Annotated in this window: 15 protein-coding genes; 13 read left to right on the top strand and 2 right to left on the bottom strand. The window is 71.4% G+C overall.

From position 1 onward, the window contains the following. Window positions 1–157 precede the first annotated feature (157 nt). The 3 genes from JGS39_RS00445 (at window position 158) to JGS39_RS00435 (ending at window position 4293) form a co-directional block, all read left to right on the top strand. Window positions 158–2242 (top strand): FUSC family protein, encoded by a 2085-nt coding sequence (locus JGS39_RS00445; protein ID WP_308120084.1) that lies wholly within the window; start codon window positions 158–160, stop codon window positions 2240–2242. A 172-nt stretch (window positions 2243–2414) separates the two neighbouring features. Next, window positions 2415–3266, top strand: coding sequence for an FG-GAP repeat domain-containing protein (locus tag JGS39_RS00440; protein ID WP_219566460.1), 852 nt, complete (start codon window positions 2415–2417; stop codon window positions 3264–3266). A 160-nt stretch (window positions 3267–3426) separates the two neighbouring features. After that, window positions 3427–4293 carry an FG-GAP repeat domain-containing protein gene (locus JGS39_RS00435; protein ID WP_308120082.1) on the top strand — a complete coding sequence of 289 codons (867 nt, stop codon included), beginning with the start codon at window positions 3427–3429 and terminating at the stop codon, window positions 4291–4293. 85 nt (window positions 4294–4378) lie between these two features. Here the strand turns inward: JGS39_RS00435 and acnA are convergent, their stop codons facing one another. Both acnA and JGS39_RS00425 read right to left on the bottom strand, forming a co-directional pair. After that, entirely contained in the window at window positions 4379–7093 is a 2715-nt protein-coding gene (gene acnA / locus JGS39_RS00430; protein ID WP_308120081.1) for an aconitate hydratase AcnA, read from the bottom strand. Between the two features lie 277 nt (window positions 7094–7370). After that, entirely contained in the window at window positions 7371–8282 is a 912-nt protein-coding gene (locus JGS39_RS00425) for a helix-turn-helix transcriptional regulator (RefSeq protein ID WP_219566457.1), read from the bottom strand. 134 nt (window positions 8283–8416) lie between these two features. Between JGS39_RS00425 and JGS39_RS00420 the strand changes: the two genes are divergently transcribed. The 10 genes from JGS39_RS00420 to JGS39_RS00375 form a co-directional block, all read left to right on the top strand. After that, entirely contained in the window at window positions 8417–9664 is a 1248-nt protein-coding gene (locus JGS39_RS00420; protein ID WP_306083476.1) for an MFS transporter, read from the top strand. Window positions 9665–9866: 202 nt separating this feature from the next. Further along, window positions 9867–10910 (top strand): zinc-binding dehydrogenase, encoded by a 1044-nt coding sequence (locus JGS39_RS00415; protein ID WP_219566456.1) that lies wholly within the window; start codon window positions 9867–9869, stop codon window positions 10908–10910. A gap of 348 nt (window positions 10911–11258) precedes the next feature. Then, entirely contained in the window at window positions 11259–11825 is a 567-nt protein-coding gene (locus JGS39_RS00410) for a hypothetical protein (protein ID WP_219566455.1), read from the top strand. Then, on the top strand, window positions 11818–13323 hold the full coding sequence (locus tag JGS39_RS00405) for an aKG-HExxH-type peptide beta-hydroxylase (protein ID WP_219566454.1): 1506 nt from the start codon (window positions 11818–11820) through the stop codon (window positions 13321–13323). Before JGS39_RS00410 ends, JGS39_RS00405 begins: the two co-directional genes overlap by 8 nt. Before the next feature lie 5 nt (window positions 13324–13328). Further along, window positions 13329–13487 carry a hypothetical protein gene (locus JGS39_RS00400; RefSeq protein WP_219566453.1) on the top strand — a complete coding sequence of 53 codons (159 nt, stop codon included), beginning with the start codon at window positions 13329–13331 and terminating at the stop codon, window positions 13485–13487. A 61-nt stretch (window positions 13488–13548) separates the two neighbouring features. Next, entirely contained in the window at window positions 13549–13767 is a 219-nt protein-coding gene (locus tag JGS39_RS00395) for a hypothetical protein (protein WP_219566452.1), read from the top strand. Beyond that, window positions 13767–15497, top strand: coding sequence for a B12-binding domain-containing radical SAM protein (locus JGS39_RS00390; protein ID WP_219566451.1), 1731 nt, complete (start codon window positions 13767–13769; stop codon window positions 15495–15497). The genes JGS39_RS00395 and JGS39_RS00390 overlap by 1 nt, the downstream gene beginning before the upstream one ends. A 31-nt stretch (window positions 15498–15528) precedes the next feature. Next, window positions 15529–16806 (top strand): MFS transporter, encoded by a 1278-nt coding sequence (locus JGS39_RS00385; RefSeq protein ID WP_219566450.1) that lies wholly within the window; start codon window positions 15529–15531, stop codon window positions 16804–16806. A gap of 4 nt (window positions 16807–16810) precedes the next feature. After that, entirely contained in the window at window positions 16811–18037 is a 1227-nt protein-coding gene (locus tag JGS39_RS00380; protein WP_219566449.1) for a hypothetical protein, read from the top strand. Continuing rightward, the coding region (locus JGS39_RS00375) for a cytochrome P450 family protein (RefSeq protein ID WP_219566448.1) at window positions 18034–19089 on the top strand (1056 nt) is incomplete at its 3' end. The genes JGS39_RS00380 and JGS39_RS00375, both read left to right, overlap by 4 nt.

Below are 19089 nucleotides of genomic sequence, written 5' to 3'. Positions count from 1 at the left end.
GTCCGATTCGACCGGCAGACCGAAGGATCACACGCCCGAAACATCACCGCAGCCCGCCCGACAAATCCCCCTGTTACGTTCGGTGTACGCGGCCGCCGTTGCCCGCTCCACCCGCCCCCCGGACCCGTGGTCCGGCCGGTGAACGAGGAGGTACGCGGTGCACGTTCCGGCCGTCCGATCCGACCCCACGAGGCCGCGGCGCGATGCGCCCGCCTGGCTCACCCATGTCCTGCGCCTGCGCCGGGCCCCCGTGCCCCGCACGGCGATGGTGCGCGGCGCGCTCGGCGCGGGCCCCCTTCTCGGAGCGGGTATCGCCCTCGGGCAGCCGGGGCCGGGTGTCCTCGCCGCGCTCGGGGCGATGCTCGCCGGGGTCAACGACCGCCCGGGCACCCGCCGCAAGGGGCTCGTCCACATAGGGCTGCCGGCCGCGGCCGGTGCGCTGGGGCTGCTCGTCGGCGCACTGGTCGCGGACACGGCGGGGCGGTGGGCGGCGGTCCCCGTGCTCTTCCTGGTGGGCTGGGTGTCCGGGGCGCTGAGTGCCCGGGGCGCCGTGTGGTCGGCGGGCGCCCTCCAGATGCTGGTCGCCACGACGATCGGCATGGGGATGCCGCTGGCCGGTCCTGCGTGGCTGAAGGCGCTGTGCTTCCTCTCCGGCGCGGGCTGGCTCGTCCTCCTGCGCCTCCTGCCGCGCGCCCCGCGGTCGCCGGGCGCGACGCGGTGGAGCGGCGAGCGCGAGGCCGTCGCCGCCGTGTTCGACACACTCGCGGACGCGCTGGGCGCGCTCGGCGGACCGGGTGCGCCGGCCGCCCGGCGCGCCCTGGTCGCCGCGCAGCAGCAGGCCGACGATGCGTTGCGGCTGATGCGGCTGCTTCCGTGGCCCCGCTGGTCCGGCGGGGCCGGGCACGCCCTCGTCGAACGGCACGGCTCGGGGGTCGCGCTCTGCGAGGCGAGCATCGCGCTGCTGTGGGAGGGCCGTCCCGTCCCGGACGCCGTGGCCGCGGGTCCGCGGCGGCTGGCCGCGGCGGTCCGCTCCGGCGGACCGGCGGGTACGCTGCCGGGCCCGCCCCCGGACACCGTCGAACGGCTCGCCTTCGACCGGGCGGTGCTGGAGGCCGCGGTGGTCTTCGACCGGACGACGGCCGGCGCACACGCCCCGCAGGCTCCCGGGCCCTCCTCCCGTACGACGGGCCCCCGCTCCGGTCTCCGCCCGGGTCTGTTCACCTCCGCCGGGCGTGAGTACGGCCTGCGGGTGGCGCTCTGCGTCTCGGTCACGGCGGCTGTCGCGCTGCTGCTGCACGAGGACCACTGGTACTGGCTGCCCGCCACCGCCGCGTTCCTGGTGAAGCCCGACATGGGCCCGCTGTTCTCCCGGGTGGTGAACCGGTTCGCCGGGACCGTCGCCGGAGTCCTCGCCTTCGTCGCCCTCATGGCCGCGCTCGGCGGCCTCGGTGCGCAGGTGGTCGTGGCGGCGGTCGTCGTGGCCGGGGCCCTGGTTCCCCTGTCCACCCGCCACTTCGCGTTCCAGACCGCGGTGATCACCGTGCTCGTGCTGTCGTTCGTGCACACCGCGGGCGACACCGAGGCGGCCGCGTCCCGGCTGCTGGAGACCTTCCTGGCCTGCGTCATCGTGCTGCTCGTCGGCCATCTGCCGCTGGTGGCCGACCCCCGGGTGCGCGTCGGCCACCGGTTCGCCGTCACGCTGCGCTGCACGGAGCGGTATCTGCGCCATGTCCTGGACACTCCGGACCCGGCCGGGGACGTACGACTGCCGGGCGACGCGAGGTACGCACGGCTGCCGGGCGACGCCGCGAACCGGCAGCGGGACGACGCGCTGGGGCTGGCGCTGCGCGGCGCCGCGTACCGGGCGCTGGCCGAGGCACGGGCCGCCGCGGAGACCGTCGCGGCCGAGCTGCCGGGCCCGTTCGGCGGGCGGCGCCACGACTGGTCGGCGGTGACGGTGGCCGCCGAGCTCGTCGTCGACGCGGCGACCGCTTGCGCGCTGCGGGTCGAGAACGGGGTGCCGCGGCCCTCGTCCGGCGAGGCGGAGCGCGTGACGACGGCGCTGTCGTTGCTGGCGGACGCCCTGGAGGACGGCCACCGCACCGCCCGGCCGGCACCGGGCCCGGGTCCGCGGGACTGCCGGTCGCTGCGGGATGTGATGACGCAGCTGCACGGTATTCACCGGCTGACCACAGAGGCCTCCGCCGAACCCGCGGCAGCCGGTTCCGCAGCCCGTCCCTGACCTGGGCCCGGGCGCAACGCCCTCCCGGCCGGGCGGAGATGTCGCTTTGGCGCCTTTCCGTCAAACCCTTGGAGCCGTGAGGGACTCGTGAAAGGATCACCCTCAATTCCGTGGCGTGTCCCCGTATCCCGCGGCGCGTCACGCCTCGACCCACCATCCATGGAGAACACACGTGGCCAAGATCTTCGGCCGTCTGCCCGGGCGGGCAGCCACCCGCGTCGCCGCCGCCGTGATAACCGCGGCCCTCGTCGGCACCGGCACCTCCGCGTTCGCGGCGGACACGGGCGACGCGCCCATGTACGGCATCACGGGCGTGGACAGCACGGGCGCCTCGTACTACTACGCACCGAACGGCGAGGGCAGCCTGCAGGCACGCGTCCCGTTCGACACGGGCTGGAAGGACACCAAGTTCCTCGGCCTCGTGGACAGCAACGCGGACAGCCTCCCCGACGGCCGCTGGCAGACCAACGCGGCGGGCGTGCTCAACTACGCCGCCAACGACAACTCCGACCTCAAGAACGTCGGCCACGGCTGGGGCATCTACAACAAGCTCGTCTCCGCGGGCAACCTCGGCGGCGGCGAGGCCGGTGACCTCCTCGGCCGCGACTCCGCCGGGAACCTGTACCTGTACCTGGGATACGGCGACGGCACCGTCACCCAGCGGTACAAGGTCGGCGGTGGCTGGAACGCGTACACGCAGCTCGCGGGCAACGGCGACCTGACCGGCGACGGCAAGAACGACATCGTCGCCGCCGACAAGTCCGGCGTCCTGTGGCTCTACAAGGGCACCGGCAACTACAAGGCCCCGTTCGCCGCCCGCACCAAGGTCGGCAGTGGCTGGAACGCGTACAACACCGTCTTCGCCCCCGGCGACATCGACCTGGACGGCACGACCGACCTCGTAGGCCGGGACGCCAAGGGCGCACTGTACCTCTACAAGGGAACGGGCAAGGCGGCGGCCCCGTACGGGTACCGCACGCAGATCGGTACCGGTGGCTGGAACACGTATCGTCTTATCTTCTGACCAAAAAGTGAAGGTTTCGCGACCGAAGTCATGACACGATTCGGATGAAACCCGTGGCCTGCCCTCCCTCTTGGGGCGGGCAGGCCACTCTTCATCGAGAACCATGGAGTACTTCGTGGCCAAAACCTCTGGCCGTAAGCACAGACGCATAGCCGCCCGCGTGGCAGCAGCGGCAATCACCGCCGCCCTCGTCGGCACCGGCACCTCCGCCGTCGCCGCCGACTCCCCGAGCCCGGTGGCTCCGAGCGCGGTCAACTCCGCTCAGCAGCCCGCCGCGGCAGCAGCCGCCGCCGCCACCGTGTCGTCCGCTCTGTACGGAATCGACAAGGCCGGCAACTCGTACGGCTACACGCAGAACGGCAAGGGCGCCTTCCTGGCGCGCGAGTCGAACAGCGACGACAACTGGTCGGACATCAAGGAGCTCGGCCAGGTCAACAACGGCACTGACGCCAAGACCGACGGCCTGTGGGCGCGGGACTACTCCGGCTCGCTGTACTACATGCCCTGGGACTCCGCGGGATTCCGGCTCGGCGGCGGCTGGAACATCTACAACAAGATGCTCTCCGCGGGCAACTTCGGCGGCGCCGGAGCCGGCGACCTGCTGGCCCGTGACAGCTCGGGCGTGCTCTACCTCTACCTGGGTACGGGCACCGGCAAGCTGACGACCCGCTACAAGGTCGGCAGCGGCTGGAACTCGTACAACCAGATCGCGGGCAACGGCGACCTGACCGGCGACGGAAAGCACGACCTCGTCGCCCAGGACAAGTCCGGCGTCCTGTGGCTCTACAAGGGGACGGGCAACTACAAGGCCCCGTTCGCCGCCCGCACCAAGGTCGGCAGTGGCTGGAACGCGTACAACCTGCTCATCTCGTCGGGTGACCTCGACTACGACGGCAGGGCAGACCTGCTCGCCCGTGACAAGGACGGCATCCTCTGGCGCTACTCCGGCACCGGCAACGCGGCCTCGCCGTACAAGGCGCGCGTGAAGATCGGTAGCGGCTGGAGCACCTACCGACTGCTCTACTGAGCCCGGTAGTCTCCACCACATCATGAGAGAGGGCCGCACCCCCGTCGCCGGGGGTGCGGCCCTCTCGCCGTACTGCCGCTGATGCCTACTTGCGGATCAGGCTGCGGAGCACGTACTGCAGGATGCCGCCGTTGCGGTAGTAGTCCGCCTCACCGGGGGTGTCGATGCGGACGACGCCGTCGAACTCCACACCGGTGTCGGTGGTGACCTTGACCGTGCGCGGGGTGGTGCCGTCGTTCAGCTCGGTCACGCCGGTGAAGGAGAAGGTCTCCTCGCCGGTGAGACCGAGGGTCTCGGCGGTGTGGCCCTCCGGGAACTGGAGCGGAAGGACGCCCATGCCGATGAGGTTCGAGCGGTGGATGCGCTCGTAGGACTCGGCGATGACGGCCTTGACGCCCAGGAGCGCGGTGCCCTTGGCCGCCCAGTCGCGGGACGAGCCGGAGCCGTACTCCTTGCCCGCCAGGATGACGAGCGGGGTGCCGGCGGCCTGGTAGTTCTGCGAGGCGTCGTAGATGAACGCCACCGGCGCGTCGGCCTGGGTGAAGTCGCGGGTGAAGCCGCCCTCGGTGCCCGGCGCGATCTGGTTGCGCAGGCGGATGTTGGCGAACGTGCCGCGGATCATGACCTCGTGGTTGCCACGGCGCGAGCCGTAGGAGTTGAAGTCACGGCGCTCGATGCCGTGCTCCGTGAGGTACTTGCCGGCCGGGGTGTCGGCCTTGATCGCACCGGCCGGGGAGATGTGGTCGGTGGTGACCGAGTCGCCCAGCTTGGCGAGGACGCGGGCGCCCGTGATGTCGGAGACCGGGGTGGTCTCCATCGTCATGCCCTCGAAGTAAGGGGGCTTACGGACGTAGGTGGACTCGGCGTCCCACTCGAAGGTGTTGCCGGTGGGGATCGAGAGCGCCTGCCACTGGGCGTCGCCCGCGAAGACGTCCTGGTAGGACTTGTTGAACATGTCCTCGCCGATGGAGTTGGCGACGACGTCGTTCACCTCGGCCTCGGAGGGCCAGATGTCGGCGAGGAAGACGGGCTTGCCGTCCTGGTCGACGCCGAGGGCGTCCTTGGTGATGTCGACCTTCATCGAACCGGCGATGGCGTACGCGACGACCAGCGGCGGGGAGGCCAGGTAGTTCATCTTGACGTCGGGGTTGATCCGGCCCTCGAAGTTACGGTTGCCGGAGAGCACCGAGGTCACGGCCAGGTCGTGGTCGTTGACCGCCTTGGAGACCTCTTCCGGCAGCGGGCCGGAGTTGCCGATGCAGGTGGTGCAGCCGTAGCCGACGAGGTTGAAGCCGACCTTGTCGAGGTACGGGGTCAGGCCCGCCTTGTCGAAGTAGTCGGTGACGACCTTCGAGCCCGGGGCGAGGGTGGTCTTGACCCACGGCTTGCGGGTCAGGCCCTTCTCGACGGCCTTCTTCGCCACGAGCGCCGCGGCGACCATGACGTACGGGTTCGAGGTGTTGGTGCAGGAGGTGATCGCGGCGACGGTGACGGCGCCGTGGTCCAGCTCGTACGTGGTGCCGTCGGGGGCGGTCACGGTGACCGGGTTCGACGGGACGCCGTTGTGGGTGGCCGGCGAGTCGGAGGCCGGGAAGGACTCCTTGCCCGCCTCCTCGTCGTCCGAGACGTAGTTGCGCACGTCCTGGGCGAACTGCGCCTTGGCGTTCGCGAGGACGATGCGGTCCTGCGGGCGCTTCGGGCCGGCGATGGAGGGGACGACCGTGGAGAGGTCGAGCTCCAGCTTCTCGGAGAAGTCGGGCTCGGCGGCCGGGTCGAGCCAGAGGCCCTGCTCCTTGGCGTACGCCTCGACAAGCGCGACCTGCTGCGCGTCGCGGCCGGTCAGACGCAGGTACTTCAGCGTCTCGTCGTCGATCGGGAAGATCGCGGCGGTGGAGCCGAACTCCGGCGACATGTTGCCGATGGTGGCGCGGTTCGCGAGGGAGGTGGCGGCGACGCCCTCACCGTAGAACTCGACGAACTTGCCGACGACGCCGTGCTTGCGGAGCATCTCGGTGATGGTCAGCACGAGGTCGGTGGCGGTGGTGCCGGCCGGGAGCTCGCCGGTCAGCTTGAAGCCGACGACGCGCGGGATGAGCATGGAGACCGGCTGGCCGAGCATCGCGGCCTCGGCCTCGATGCCGCCGACGCCCCAGCCCAGCACACCGAGGCCGTTGACCATGGTGGTGTGCGAGTCGGTGCCGACGAGGGTGTCGGGGTACGCCTGGCCGCCCCGGACCATGACCGTACGGGCCAGGTGCTCGATGTTCACCTGGTGGACGATGCCGGTGCCCGGGGGGACGACCTTGAACTCGTCGAAGGCGGTCTGGCCCCAGCGCAGGAACTGGTAGCGCTCCTTGTTGCGGCCGTACTCCAGCTCGACGTTCTGCGCGAACGCGTCGTTCGTGCCGAACTTGTCGGCGATCACGGAGTGGTCGATGACCAGCTCGGCCGGGGCGAGGGGGTTGATCTTCGTCGCGTCACCGCCGAGCTCCTTGACGGCCTCACGCATGGTGGCGAGGTCCACGACACAGGGCACACCGGTGAAGTCCTGCATGATCACGCGGGCCGGCGTGAACTGGATCTCCTGGCTGGGCTGGGCCTGGGAGTCCCAGCCTCCGAGCGCACGGATGTGGTCGGCGGTGATGTTCGCGCCGTCCTCCGTGCGGAGCAGGTTCTCCAGCAGCACCTTCAGGCTGTAAGGGAGGCGCGCGGAGCCCTCGACCTTGTCCAGCTTGAAGATCTCGTACGACTCGTCGCCCACGCGCAGCGTGCTGCGGGCGTCGAAGCTGTTCGCCGACACGACAGTCTCCTTCATCAATGTGCGCGTAACTCCGCGCCGCGCCTCACTACGGCGGGCGCCGCGTGGTGCCGCCTTCGGCGAGCCGGACATCCGCTAAGGTAAGGCTTAGTTAGGTAACCCTTACCGCGCGGTGGCCCGCTGTGCGCCTTCGGCATATATCTCGATGTCGAGATAACTCTAGTACATCACCGTGGACGGGTCATGTCCGGCCACCGTCCTGCGGCATCCAATCGAGGCATTCGGCGGCAAACCCAGCCGTTTCCGCTCTTTCGCCCGCTCAGCTCCGTTGATCGGTCTCTGCCGTGCCGGTCCTGGCGGTACGGGTTGCCGCCAGGCTGGTCAGGAGCTTGAGCCGGTCTTCGGAGGTACTGCCGGGTTCGGCGGTGTAGAGGCTCAGGTCATGCACGGCTCGCTGGGACACGGGCAGGTCCACGGACTGGTAGGTCAGCTCCAGCTCGCCGACCTCGGGGTGCTGGAGCCGCTTGACGCCGTCGTGGCGGATGCGGACGTCGTGCGCCGCCCACAGGGTGCGGAAGTCCTGGCTGAGGGTGGACAGCTCGCCGACCAGTTCGCGCAAGGTCCGGTCGTGCGGTTCGCGCCCGGCTTCGGCGCGCAGCAGTGCGACGGTGGCGGCGGCGCCGGATTCCCAGTCGACGAAGAAGTCGTGGGAGGTGTCGTCGAGGAAGTGGAAGCGGGCGAAGTTGGGTCGGCCGCGCCTGTCGGTGGTGGGGCTGTCGAACATCGGCGCGTGCAGGGTCCGGCCGAGCGGATTGTGGGCGATGACGTCCAGGCGGCCGTTGCGGACGAAGGCGGCCGACATCGTGATGGAGTCCAGCAGCCACTCGATGCGGGGCGGGACTGCGACGTCCCGGCGGCGCGACGGCGTGCGCCGGGCCGGGCGTGCGGCGCGGGCCAGGTCGAAGAGGTAGGTGCGCTCGTCCTCGTCGAGCTGGAGGGCCTGGGCGACGGCGGCGAGGACGTCCTCGGAGACACCGCTGATGTGGCCCTTCTCCAGGCGGGTGTACCACTCGGTGCTCACTCCCGCGAGGACGGCGACCTCCTCGCGCCGCAGGCCCGGGACCCGGCGCCGGCCGCTGGTGGGCAGCCCGGCCCGCTCCGGGGTGATCTTCGCTCGGCGGCTGGCGAGAAAGTCCCGGATCTCGGTGCGGTGATCGTGCTGGTCGTCCATGTCTTCCACGGTAGCCACCGGCGGGCGGGGAGGGAGGTTGAGCTTGTACCCCCCATAAACGCGACCTTCCTCAAGGGTGGCGGGGTCGGTTTCCTGGATGACGTACCCAATAACGACCCCCATGGAGATGCACTGTGAGTACGCGAGGAGGAACCCTCCAGGCTCCCGCCGAGGTCCGGCCCGAACCGGCCGAGCAGGCAGCAGGCCCGTCCCGGTTGCCGCTCGTCGTCCACATCCTGGCGATCGGCACGTTCCTGATGGGAACGACCGAGTTCGTCGTGGCCGGCCTGCTGCCCGAGATCGCGGGCGACCTGGACGTGAGCGTGGCCCGGACCGGCCTGATGATCACCGTCTTCGCGGTCGGAATGATCATCGGCGCGCCGCTGATGGCGATGCTCACCCTGCGGCTGCCCAGGCGGCTCACCCTGATGCTCGCCCTCGGGGTCTTCGCCGTCGGGCATGTCATCGTCGCTCTCGGCTCGGACTTCACCGTGATCCTAGGGGCGCGGTTCCTGACCGCGATCGCCACCGGGGCGTTCTGGGCGGTGGCCAATGTGGCTGCCACGAACGCCGCGGGCCCGGCCGCCGGCTCCCGCGCCCTCGGTCTCGTCGGGGCCGGCGCGATGCTCGCCAACGTCGTCGGCGTGCCGCTGGGCGCGTTCGCCGGACAGCTCACGGGCTGGCGCGGACCCTTCTGGGCACTGGCGGTCCTCTCAGCCGCAGCCATCGTTCTGATCGCCCGTACGGTCACGCACGACGGACCGGCCCAGCGGACGGTGTCGGTGCGCTCCGAGCTGACCGCGCTGCGCTCCGGCCGCCTGTGGCTGGTGCTGGCGGCCTGTGCCACCACGACCGGCGGCGTCCTGGCCGCGTACTCCTACATCTCACCGCTGCTGATCGGCCGCTCGGAGGTTCAGTCCGGCAGCGTGCCGCTGGTCCTGGTCGGCTTCGGCCTGGGCGCCCTGGCCGGTTCGCTCGTCGGAGGCCGCCTCGGCGACCACCGCCCTCACACAGTCACGATCCTGGCTCCCGCCGGAGCCACCCTCCTGCTGCTCGCGATCTCCCTGCTGGCCGGCTACGCCGTGCCCACCGTCATCCTGATCACCCTGCTCGGCTTCTTCGGTCTGGGCGCCAACCCGGTGCTGATGGCCCTGGCCGTGCGCTTCGCGAAGCAGGCGCCGGTGCTGGCCTCCGCCCTGACCGTCTCGGCGTTCAACCTCGGCACCGCCGTGGGCTCCTGGATCGCAGGCCTCACCCTCGACTCCTCGCTCGGCACGACCGGCCCCGCCGTCGTCGGCACCGTGATCGCCGCCCTCACCCTGATCCCCACACTCGCCATCGCGCTCCTCCAGCGCCGCCGCACGGCAGCAGCCGTCGCCTGAGCGCTGACCTGCGATTCCTGGCGGTACAGCCCTTAGGAGACTGCGGACACCTGCGCGGACACCGGCACGGAAGGAACGCGAGGACAGGCACCGCAAATAAGGACAGCCCACATCAAACCGGCGAGAGTGGTTCAGCAAGATCCTGCTCTCCACGGGCACCTGGTCAACACACCACACACCATCTGGAAACGGAGCACCACTCATGCGCGCGACCCTCATGTACGGCGCCGGCGACGTCCGTGTCGAGAACGTCCCCGACCCCGTCATCAAGCACCCCACCGACGCCCTCGTCCGCATCACCGCGTCCTGCGTCTGCGGCAGCGACCTGCACCCCTACGGCTCGATGAAGCCCGAGGACGGCCCTGCGCGGATGGGCCACGAATTCATCGGCGTCGTCGAGGACACCGGGCCGCAGGTGACCACCGTCAAGCGCGGCGACCTGGTCGTCGCCCCGTTCGCGATCTCCGACAACACCTGCGAGTTCTGCCGCGAGGGACTGCACACCTCCTGCTCCCACCCGCAGGCCAACTTCTGGGACGGCGAGAGCGAGGAGGGCGCCCAGGCCGAAGCCATTCGCGTGCCACTGGCCGACGGAACCCTCGTCAAGCTGCCCGTCGCCGCGGACTCCGCCCTCATCCCGTCCCTGCTGACACTCTCCGACGTCTTCGGCACCGGCCACCACGCCGCCGTCATGGGCGGAGTCGACGAGCGCACCCGCGTCACCGTGATCGGCGACGGCGCCGTCGGCCTCCTCGCGGTGCTCTCGGCCAAGCTCCTGGGCGCGGAGCAGATCATCCTCATGGGACGCCACCGGGAACGCACCGACCTCGGCCGCGAGTTCGGCGCCACCGACGTCGTCGCCGCCCGCGGCGAGGAGGGCATCGAGCGGGTCCGTCAGCTCACCGGCGGCCACGGCACGCACGTGGTTCTCGAAGCCGTCGGCCACATGCCCGCCTACCAGCAGGCCCTCGGCATCGTCCGCCCCGGCGGCGTCATCAGCCGCGTCGGCGTACCCCAGTACGAAGAGGCACCCATCGGCATGGGCAGCCTGTTCCGCCCCAACCTCCGCCTCGCCGGAGGCCCCGCCCCCGTCCGCGCCTACATCGAAGAACTGATGCCGGCCATCCTCGACGGAAGCATCGAGCCCGGAAAGGTCTTCGACGCCACCACCAGCCTCGACGGCGTCCCCGCCGGCTACCGGGACATGGCCGACCGCAAGAGCCTCAAGGTCCTCGTCAAGCCCTGACCCCGCAGGACAGGCCGGGGTGCGGCCTGCGCCGCACCCCGGCCGGGCGCTCTGCGGAACGTGCGGACATCGCAGGGCATCCCGCCCCGTCCGGCACGACGGTCCGGTCCAGCGAGCGCGTCCACCGCCCCGCACCCCGGACACACCCCGCGCATCGCCCGGCCGGCCGCCTCCAGGGCAGCTTTTCCACCATCACGCAAGACGCACTTTCACGCCACGCGCCCTTTCAGCCAATTTCCCGGTGTGCGATTGACGCCCCGCCCCGCGGTGGCCATCAATTGTTATGCGAGAAGTTCGGAAGTGGTGACCATTTCCGAAGTGAGCATGGATATCCGACGGGGGCCGGGTATGAGCCAGAATACGTTTCAGTACGTGCTGGACCGGAGCGAATGCCATTACGCGGCACGTTCGGTCATCCGCACCTCACCGCCGAGCGACTGCTCCGCGACACTCGAAGAACATCTGGAATGCGCCTTTCCGTCTTTCCGGGCCGCTTTCGCAGAGTGCCTGACCGGCGAGGCAGATGGCTATGTGCTCGAACTGCCGGGCTGGGCCGGCGAGTCGCTGGAGCGGCTGGAGGAGACCACCGTCGCGGTCTTCGACTGGTACGGGGCCCGTTCGGCCCCCCGGCGCCCCGCGGTGTCGCCGGAGGACGTCACGGACCCCAGCCACTGGTTCCGGTGGGGAGAGCACCGGGCGTTCGTGCTCTGCTTCGCTCCCTGCTTCGGCGAGGACCACGCCCGCTACGGGTTCGGCCGGCCCGAGACGTTCGTGATGTTCCAGCACGAGCGCGCCTTCCACCGCCGCCATCCGCAGCAGATTCCGGCCGCCGTCCGTCAGGCCGTCCGCCGCACCTTCGACGAGGCCGGCCGGGGTTACGAGTACGACATCGGGGCGGTGCCCACCTATGACTGAGCAGCTCACAGGGGTGGCACCCGGACGAGCCGCCCTCCTGGCCGCGCACCCGGACTTCGGCCGCGCGGACGCGATCGGGCGGCGCGCCCGGCAGGTTCTCGGGTTCACCCTCGCGGCCGCCCTGCGGCGTTTCGGGCACGGGGACGACGTCGCGGTGGGTCCGGAGGTCGCCGGGGACCCGGCCGTATGGGCCGCGTTGCAGTCGATGTTCGACGGCCTGCACGAGCCGGTGACCGAACCGTCGTCCGTACTGGCGGCCGCCATCGCGCCGCGGGCACCCCGGCGGGATGGTCTGTCGCCGACCGGCTCGGAGCCGGCGCGCTCGTGCACGGCGCGGATCGGCGAGCGGCGGCAGCAGACCGTCTGGCTGTGGCAAGGGGTGCACGGGCCGCTGACCGCGGCCGTCGACGCGGCTTTCGGACGGTACGCACGCACCGCGCCGGCCTCACGCGAAACGCATTCCCGCGCCCTCGGCGCGGGGAACGGGGATTTCAAGGTCAGCACCCTCTATGTCGCCGGGGAAATCGAACGGAAAGCCGTCGAATCTGCGACCGAGCTGCTCTGCGCGGCCGTTCCCGAGATCACTCGGGAAACATTTCCGTTCATCGACGGAATCACATTCTTCGACGGTGATCTTTTCGCCAGCGGAACCCTTCTCTCGCAGCCGGGGATCATCTTCATCGAACGCCGCATCATTGACGATCCCGACCGCCTCGCCGAAGCACTCCTGCACGAAGCGCTCCACCTCAAGCTCAACGCGCTCACCCTGACCCGCCCGGTCCATCGCGCGGGCGTGGCCGACGACAGCGCGCTGCTGCTGCCGGTCCCCTGGCACCGGGACGCGGCGTCCGGGGCGCCGCACCGGTGGCTGGCCAACCGGGCACTCGCCGCCGCCCATGTCTACGTCCACCTCGTCGCGCTGTACGAACGTCACGCCCCGTCCGCCCGGAGTCGCGCGACCGGCCCGGACGTGTGCCGCGAACGCGCCGCGTACCTGCTGACGGAACTGCTGGCGGACGCCTCCCGCGACCTGGGGCCGGCCGGCGTGCGGATGGCACGGTGGCTGCGCGACGTCCTGGACGCCGCACCGCGGAACCACGAGGGCGGGGCGGCCGTGCCAGGGCCGGGCCCCCGGCGGGAACGGGAGCCGGGGCCGCTGTCCCGGCCGGGCAGCACGGCCGCCCTTCCCGCCGGCACCCTCCGCCGCAGCGCTCCCGGCCACCGCGCCTGGCGGCCGGAGCCCGACCTCTGCCTCGTGGCCACGTTCGAGCCGTGGGACGTCCACGTGCTGAACGCGTACCAGTGGGCCTTCTTCACGGCGTGCGACGGGGTGGACAGCGGCCTCGCCGTCAGTTCCCTCCGCGCCGCCGCGCCCGGCTCGGCCGCGACCGCGGTGACCCGGGCGCTCACGGACCTGCTCGACACCGGCCTGATGGTGATCGAGCAGCCCCCGGGGACACAGTCCGCGGGGGACGCACGGAACGAACGGGGGAGGTGAACAACATGACCACCAAGTCCACCGACCAGGAGCTCGTGGCGAAGCTGGCCGAGGAGCTGTCCCTGGACGGCTTCGAGGACACGGACGAGGCCGCGGCCGAGGCCGTCAGCCTGGGCGGCGCGAGCTACGTGAAGATGCTCGGCCGTACCTGGACCGCCACCTGATGTGCCGGTCGGCACCAGTGGTCCCACCACGCCGAACACACGGACCACAGGGAAGAACGGGATGCGGACGACTCATCGCTGGCTCGACGAGGCCGGTCACGTCTACGTGGCCGAGGGGGGCCCGCAGGGGCAGTGCGTGCGGTTCAACTCCGCCGCCTCCGCGGTCTGGCGGGCACTGCTCGCCGGGCAGGCCACCCCGGACCAACTGGAGGGAGGAGACCGGATGTTCGCCCTCTCCCTGCTGGCCGACGGCGTGCTCCTCCCGGAACGGAGCAGCTGATGGCGCGGACCACTCCGGCGACGCGGAAGACCTCCGGAACCCGGCAGGGGCCCGAGATCCTGCGGATCGCCCCGGCACTCACCCCGGCCGAGGCTGCCGAGTTCAGCCCGGCCATGGCATTCGTGAACCCGTCGGTCGGGTACTCGGACCGCCGCAAGTCCAAGCCGATCGGGCTCGCCTACGTGATGGCCTACTTGCGCTCCCACGGCCTGGAGAGCGAGGGCTTCGACTTCGGCGGCGCGCTCCGCGAGCCGGAGCTGCTCGCCGCCGAGCACCGTCTCGACACGTACGACATCGTGGGCTTCTCCGTCTACAACGAGTCCGCCGACAACGCCCTGCGCATGGCCGCCTGGGTCAAGGAGCGCAACCCGGCCGCCCTGGTCGTGCTGGGCGGCCCCCATGCGACCGCCGTCGCCGGCCACCTGGTCGTCGCGCATCCGCAGGTCGATCTGGTGGTGCGCCGCGAGGGCGAGGAGCCGATGCTGGAGATCGCGCGACGGGTCGCCGCGCGTCGTCCGGTGACCGGCGTGCTGGGCACGACATGGCGGGAGCCGAGCGGAGAGGCGGCATCGCGGGAGGACCCGCCGTTCATCGAGGACCTGGACAGCCTGCCGTTCCCCGACGCCCGGTTCACCTCCGACTCGGGCTACCCGACGCTGACGTACTTCGACGACGTCAGCGGCCGGCTCAAACCCGCGCTGACCGTCAACACCAGCCGGAGCTGCCCGTACAACTGCTCCTTCTGCGGTGTGCTCACCATCGGGCGGCGCTACCGCACGCGCTCGCCGGAGTCGGTGGTCGAGGAGATCGGCTACTTCCGGAAGCGGGACGGGATCCCGTACCAGCACATCTACTTCAGCGACGCGAACTTCTACGTGAACCCGCGCCGTTCCCTCGCCGTCATCGAGGCGATCCATGCGTACGACCCCGGGATCACGGTCAGCTTCGGCACCCGCGTCAACCAGATCCTGCGCAGCGAGGACGTCCTGGCGCGGATGAAGGAGATCGGCCTGCGGTTCGTCGAGCTCGGCATCGAAAGCGCCTCGCCCACGATGCTGGAACGGCTGGCGAAGGGTGTGTCGCCCCAGGTCAACGTCGACGCGGTGCGCACGCTGCAGCGGCTCGGGCTGGAGATCGTCGTCGACTTCATCATGTTCGATCCGGCCACCACGCTGGCCGATCTGCGGTTGAACCTGTCGTTCCTCCGGCGGCTCGGCTTCTACGACTACGTCCCGCACGAGGCGATCTACACCACCCTCGTGCTCTATCAGGGCACCCCCATCCGGGAGTTCTACGAACGTCGGCACGGCCGCGTCTTCGCTCCGAACGAACTCCCCGACATCGTGGGCCTGTACGAGAACGACGATGTCGCCGCGGTCGCCGCGGGCATGCGGTGGTTCCGCCGCGCCTGGCAGCCCGCCATCGACACCGCGCTCGCCGACGGCGAGCTCTGCGCCGAGAAGTGGCGTGCGGGTGGCCGTACCGGCGATCACCTCTCGCAGCTCCAACTGGACCTGGTCGCCCTGCGGCACGTCCCCTACCTCTACATGCAGCACCTGGTGGAGGTGGCCGGTACCGGTCTGCCGGTCGCCGACGAGGAGTACGGTGCCCATCTGCCCACGACCGGCGCTCCACGGACCGCATTGCCCGAACTGATCGCCCGGGTAAGGGAGTCGGTGGGCGACGAGCACCTCGACCGGGACCCTTCGCTGCTCACTCGATTCGCATGACTGTCCTCGTGCATGACGGAGAAGGAAGACCTTGACCACTGATCTGCCCGCCCAGGAGCCGTCCGCGTCCCTCGGTGCGGACACCGGACCGCCCCCTGTGAAGGACCTGGCGGCGATCCGTCGTACGACCAGGATGTTCTACGGCATCTCGTACGTCGGCTACTTCATCGACTTCACCTGGGCCGCGACTTCCATCCTCTACTTCGCCTCCATCGGCCTGAGCCCGGGGGCGATCTTCGCCACGGTCGCGGTGGTGTGGCTGGCCGAGGCGGTCTTCGAGATCCCGACGGGCCTGGTCGCCGACCTGCTCGGGCGGCGTAGTTCGGTCATCGCGAGCTTCGTGTTCCGGGCGGTGGGGTTCGGGGTGCTGTTCTTCGCTCACGACCTGCCCGTCCTGCTGCTCGCGCATGTACTGGTCTCCATCGGTACGACGTTCGAGTCGGGCGCGCTGGAGGCCTGGGCGGTCGACGAGAGCGAGCACTTCGGAGCGGACGAGACGGTCGACGCGCTGTTCACCCGCAGCCGCATCGCCTGCAACTCCGGTCTGATCTCCGGTGTCCTGACAGGAGCGGTCATCGGCACCCGGAGCCTGGCCCTGCCCTTCCTCCTGTCGGCGGTGGTGTGTGCGGTGACCGCGGCCGTCCTGCCTCTGGTCATGCGCGAACACAGCCGGGCCCCGCGCCCCGGCGGGCTCTCGCTGTCCACGGCCCTGCGGGAGAACCTGGGCGGCACGGGGGCGGCGCTGCGCGGAGACCGGGTACTGATGTTCCTGGCCGGGGCGGTGGCCTTCGTGGCCCTGATGAGCAGCCTGCCCGGCGTGCAGTGGACGGCCTATCTGGACGGGGAGTTCACGACCTCCCTGGTACTGATCGGGCTGGTGCGCTGCGTGGGGCCGCTGGTACAGATCCCGCTCCTCGACCTGGTGCGCAGGCTGCGCACCAAGCGGGGTGTCGCCCGTCCGCCGATCGTCCTGGCCGCGTCGTTCGCGGCCGCGGTGCTGCTCCTGGGGACCGCGTTCAGCGACGGCGCCTGGCAGGCGGTCACGCTGTTCGCCTGCTTCTCCGCGGCGTCGGGTGTGGCCGTGCCGGTCGTCCAGGGCGCGGTCAACGACCGGCTCACCAGCGCCAACCGGGCCACCATGCTGTCCTTCGTCTCCCTGGTGTCCGGAGCCGTGACCGGAGTCGGACTGTTCGTCGTCGGATGGTTCGTGGGTGCCATCGACTCGGTCACCGTCACCTGGTCGGTCGCCGCGGCCGGGCTTGCCGCCGGAGGGGCGCTGACGGCCTGGCTCTGCGGCGGGAGGCGGTGAGCGAATGCCGCAGCCGGCGGAGGACTACCTCGAAGCTCGGGTGCTGGCCCACCTCGGGCTGGGCGCCGACCCGGGGCCGATTCCCGCCGCCGCCTCCGGGAGCGTGCGGCAGCTGCTGACCCAGCTCGCACCGGCCGGCCGCGGGGCACCGCCCACGCCCCTGCTCGCCCTCGACACGAGTCCCACCGCTGATCCGGCCGTCCGCCGGACCGCCGTCGACCGGCGCCTCGCCTCGGTGGACGCCTCGGCGCTGGCGGCCGGCTTCCTGGAACGGCGAAGGACGGGCGACCCGTGGTGGGAGTGGGGGCGGCCGTTCCCGCTCACGGCGGGCACCCGGTCCTGGCTGCTCCGCTGCGGCGGCCCGGTCGAGCCCGTCGACGGACTGCTGCGCCGCTGGGCCGGAGCGGGCCGGGACGAGGAGGTGACCACCCCCGCGTTCAGGACGGCCCTCCGGGAGGGCCGCCACGGCCCGGCCGTCGCACTGCCGTCCGCCGACGCCCTGCTGCGGATCCTGGTCCCCCGGCTGCGCCGGGCCGGCCTGCTGCCCCCGGAGCACCGGGTCACGCTCGTACGGAAGGTCTGGACGAGCGCCGTGGCCGTACCCGTACGGGTACCCGGCCGCAGTGTGCTCGTCCAGTCCACCACCCCCGCCGTGCCGGCACTCGCCCACCTCCTCCATGAGCTGGCCCATGTGGCCGAACACGCCCTGCGCGCACCGGACGCGGCGCTGGAGAGCCGCTGGCGCTTCGACCCCGTGCGATCCGAGGGGTGGGCCCTGCTCCTGGAATCCCTGGCCACCGACCCCGAGTGGCTCGCGACGCTCGGCCTCCCGTCCCCCTTCACCGAAGCCGTCCGCGACACCGCCGCGTTCACCGGCCTCCTCGACCTCCAGATGTTCCGCGCCGCAGTGGCCCTCGACGACGAGCTGCCGCCCGGCGCCACCCCGGTCGGGGCTCTCGCGCTGACCGTCGGCCTCAACGCCCGCCTGGGTATCGACCGCGCGCCCCAGGCCCTGCTCCAGGACGCCGCCGACGGCCTCCGCCTCCGCTCCTACCTGGCCGGATTCGCCTGGCGCGACGAGGCCCTGGGATGTCTGACGGACGGCTGGGGCCCGCGCTGGTGGGCCGCGCCGGCTGCCTGGAAGACCGTGAGGGGCGTGCTGGCCGGGGACGGCGACGCGCGGACCGTCCTGGACGCGCTGGCATCCCGCACCGCGGCGGGTGCGGCGTGAACGCCGTCCCCGCGCCGGTCGCCGCCCTCCTCGACGCCTGGGACGACAGCTCCCTCTACCCCGCGGCGTTACGGGCCGGGTTGCTCCCGTACCTCGGAACCCGGGGGCCCTGTGTCGCCGTGCGCACCCTTGACGGCGGGCGGGCCTGGGCCGTCACCGGGCATCGCGCGCTGCGCGAGGCGGCGCTGAGGCCGCGGGACTTCAGCGGGGAACTGCTCGGAACGGCGATGAGCGACCCGTCCCCCGAGGAGATCGCCCTGCTGCGCCTCCAGCTCCCCGGGCTGTCCTGCGGTCCGCACGCCCGAATGCGGCATGGGCTCTCCGCCCCACTGCGCGCCGACATGGCCCGGGGACTGAGCGACCGGGTGAGGGAGGCCACCGCCGCCCGGACGGCTGCCCTTTCCCGCGCGGCCGCCGGGGCCGCCCCAACGGCCCTCCTCTCCCGCACGGCCGCCGGTGCCGGGCCGCAGCCGGCGGCCGCGGATCTCGTGCGGGACGTGGTCGTGCCGGTGGTGGCGGACGCGCTGGGCGAACTCCTCGGCGTGCCGCGGGGCCTGGCGGAGGAGTTCCGGTCCTGGTGCGTGGACAGCAGCGAGATGGCGTCCGATCCCGAGGCCGAGGAACAGGCGCTGCGCGCCTTCCTGCACCTCTGCACGCGGCTGCGTCGGCACCGCACCGCCCACCCCGCCGACGACCTCCCCACCTCGTTGGCCACCCGGCTGACGTCGTCCACCGGCGGGTTCGCGCTCAACTGGGTCCTCCTCGTCAAGGCGGGCTTCGGGGCGACGGTCTCGGCCGGGGCACAACTGCTGCGGGCGCTGCCCGGGGGCGGGGCGGCCGGGGGCGTGCCCGCTCTGCTGGACGAGACCCTGCGCGGCCATCCCCCGATCCTTCAGGCGCGTCGTACGGCGGCCCGTCACACCTCGCTCGCCGGCCGGGACATCGCGGCGGGCGAGCGTGTCCTGCTGGTCTTCGCAGCCCCCGGGCAGGCGTGGCGGCCGTGCCCGAACACGGTGTGCGGCACGCGGCCGGACGCCTGCCCGGGGGCTGCG

This window comes from Streptomyces poriferorum, from assembly GCF_019399235.1.
Taxonomy (GTDB): Bacteria; Actinomycetota; Actinomycetes; order Streptomycetales; family Streptomycetaceae; genus Streptomyces; species Streptomyces poriferorum.
The sequence above is the reverse complement of the archived record's forward strand: the minus strand, read 5'-3'. Positions and strand labels throughout refer to the sequence as shown.

What these genes read in the sequence shown, in the direction of transcription:
- JGS39_RS00410 (WP_219566455.1), top strand. Translation starts at nt 11,259, where the DNA reads ATGAGCCAGAATACGTTTCAGTACGTGCTGGACCGGAGCGAATGCCAT.
- JGS39_RS00400 (WP_219566453.1), top strand. Translation starts at nt 13,329, where the DNA reads ATGACCACCAAGTCCACCGACCAGGAGCTCGTGGCGAAGCTGGCCGAG.
- JGS39_RS00425 (WP_219566457.1), bottom strand. Translation starts at nt 8,282, where the DNA reads ATGGACGACCAGCACGATCACCGCACCGAGATCCGGGACTTTCTCGCC.
- JGS39_RS00405 (WP_219566454.1), top strand. Translation starts at nt 11,818, where the DNA reads ATGACTGAGCAGCTCACAGGGGTGGCACCCGGACGAGCCGCCCTCCTG.
- JGS39_RS00395 (WP_219566452.1), top strand. Translation starts at nt 13,549, where the DNA reads ATGCGGACGACTCATCGCTGGCTCGACGAGGCCGGTCACGTCTACGTG.
- JGS39_RS00390 (WP_219566451.1), top strand. Translation starts at nt 13,767, where the DNA reads ATGGCGCGGACCACTCCGGCGACGCGGAAGACCTCCGGAACCCGGCAG.
- JGS39_RS00380 (WP_219566449.1), top strand. Translation starts at nt 16,811, where the DNA reads ATGCCGCAGCCGGCGGAGGACTACCTCGAAGCTCGGGTGCTGGCCCAC.
- JGS39_RS00415 (WP_219566456.1), top strand. Translation starts at nt 9,867, where the DNA reads ATGCGCGCGACCCTCATGTACGGCGCCGGCGACGTCCGTGTCGAGAAC.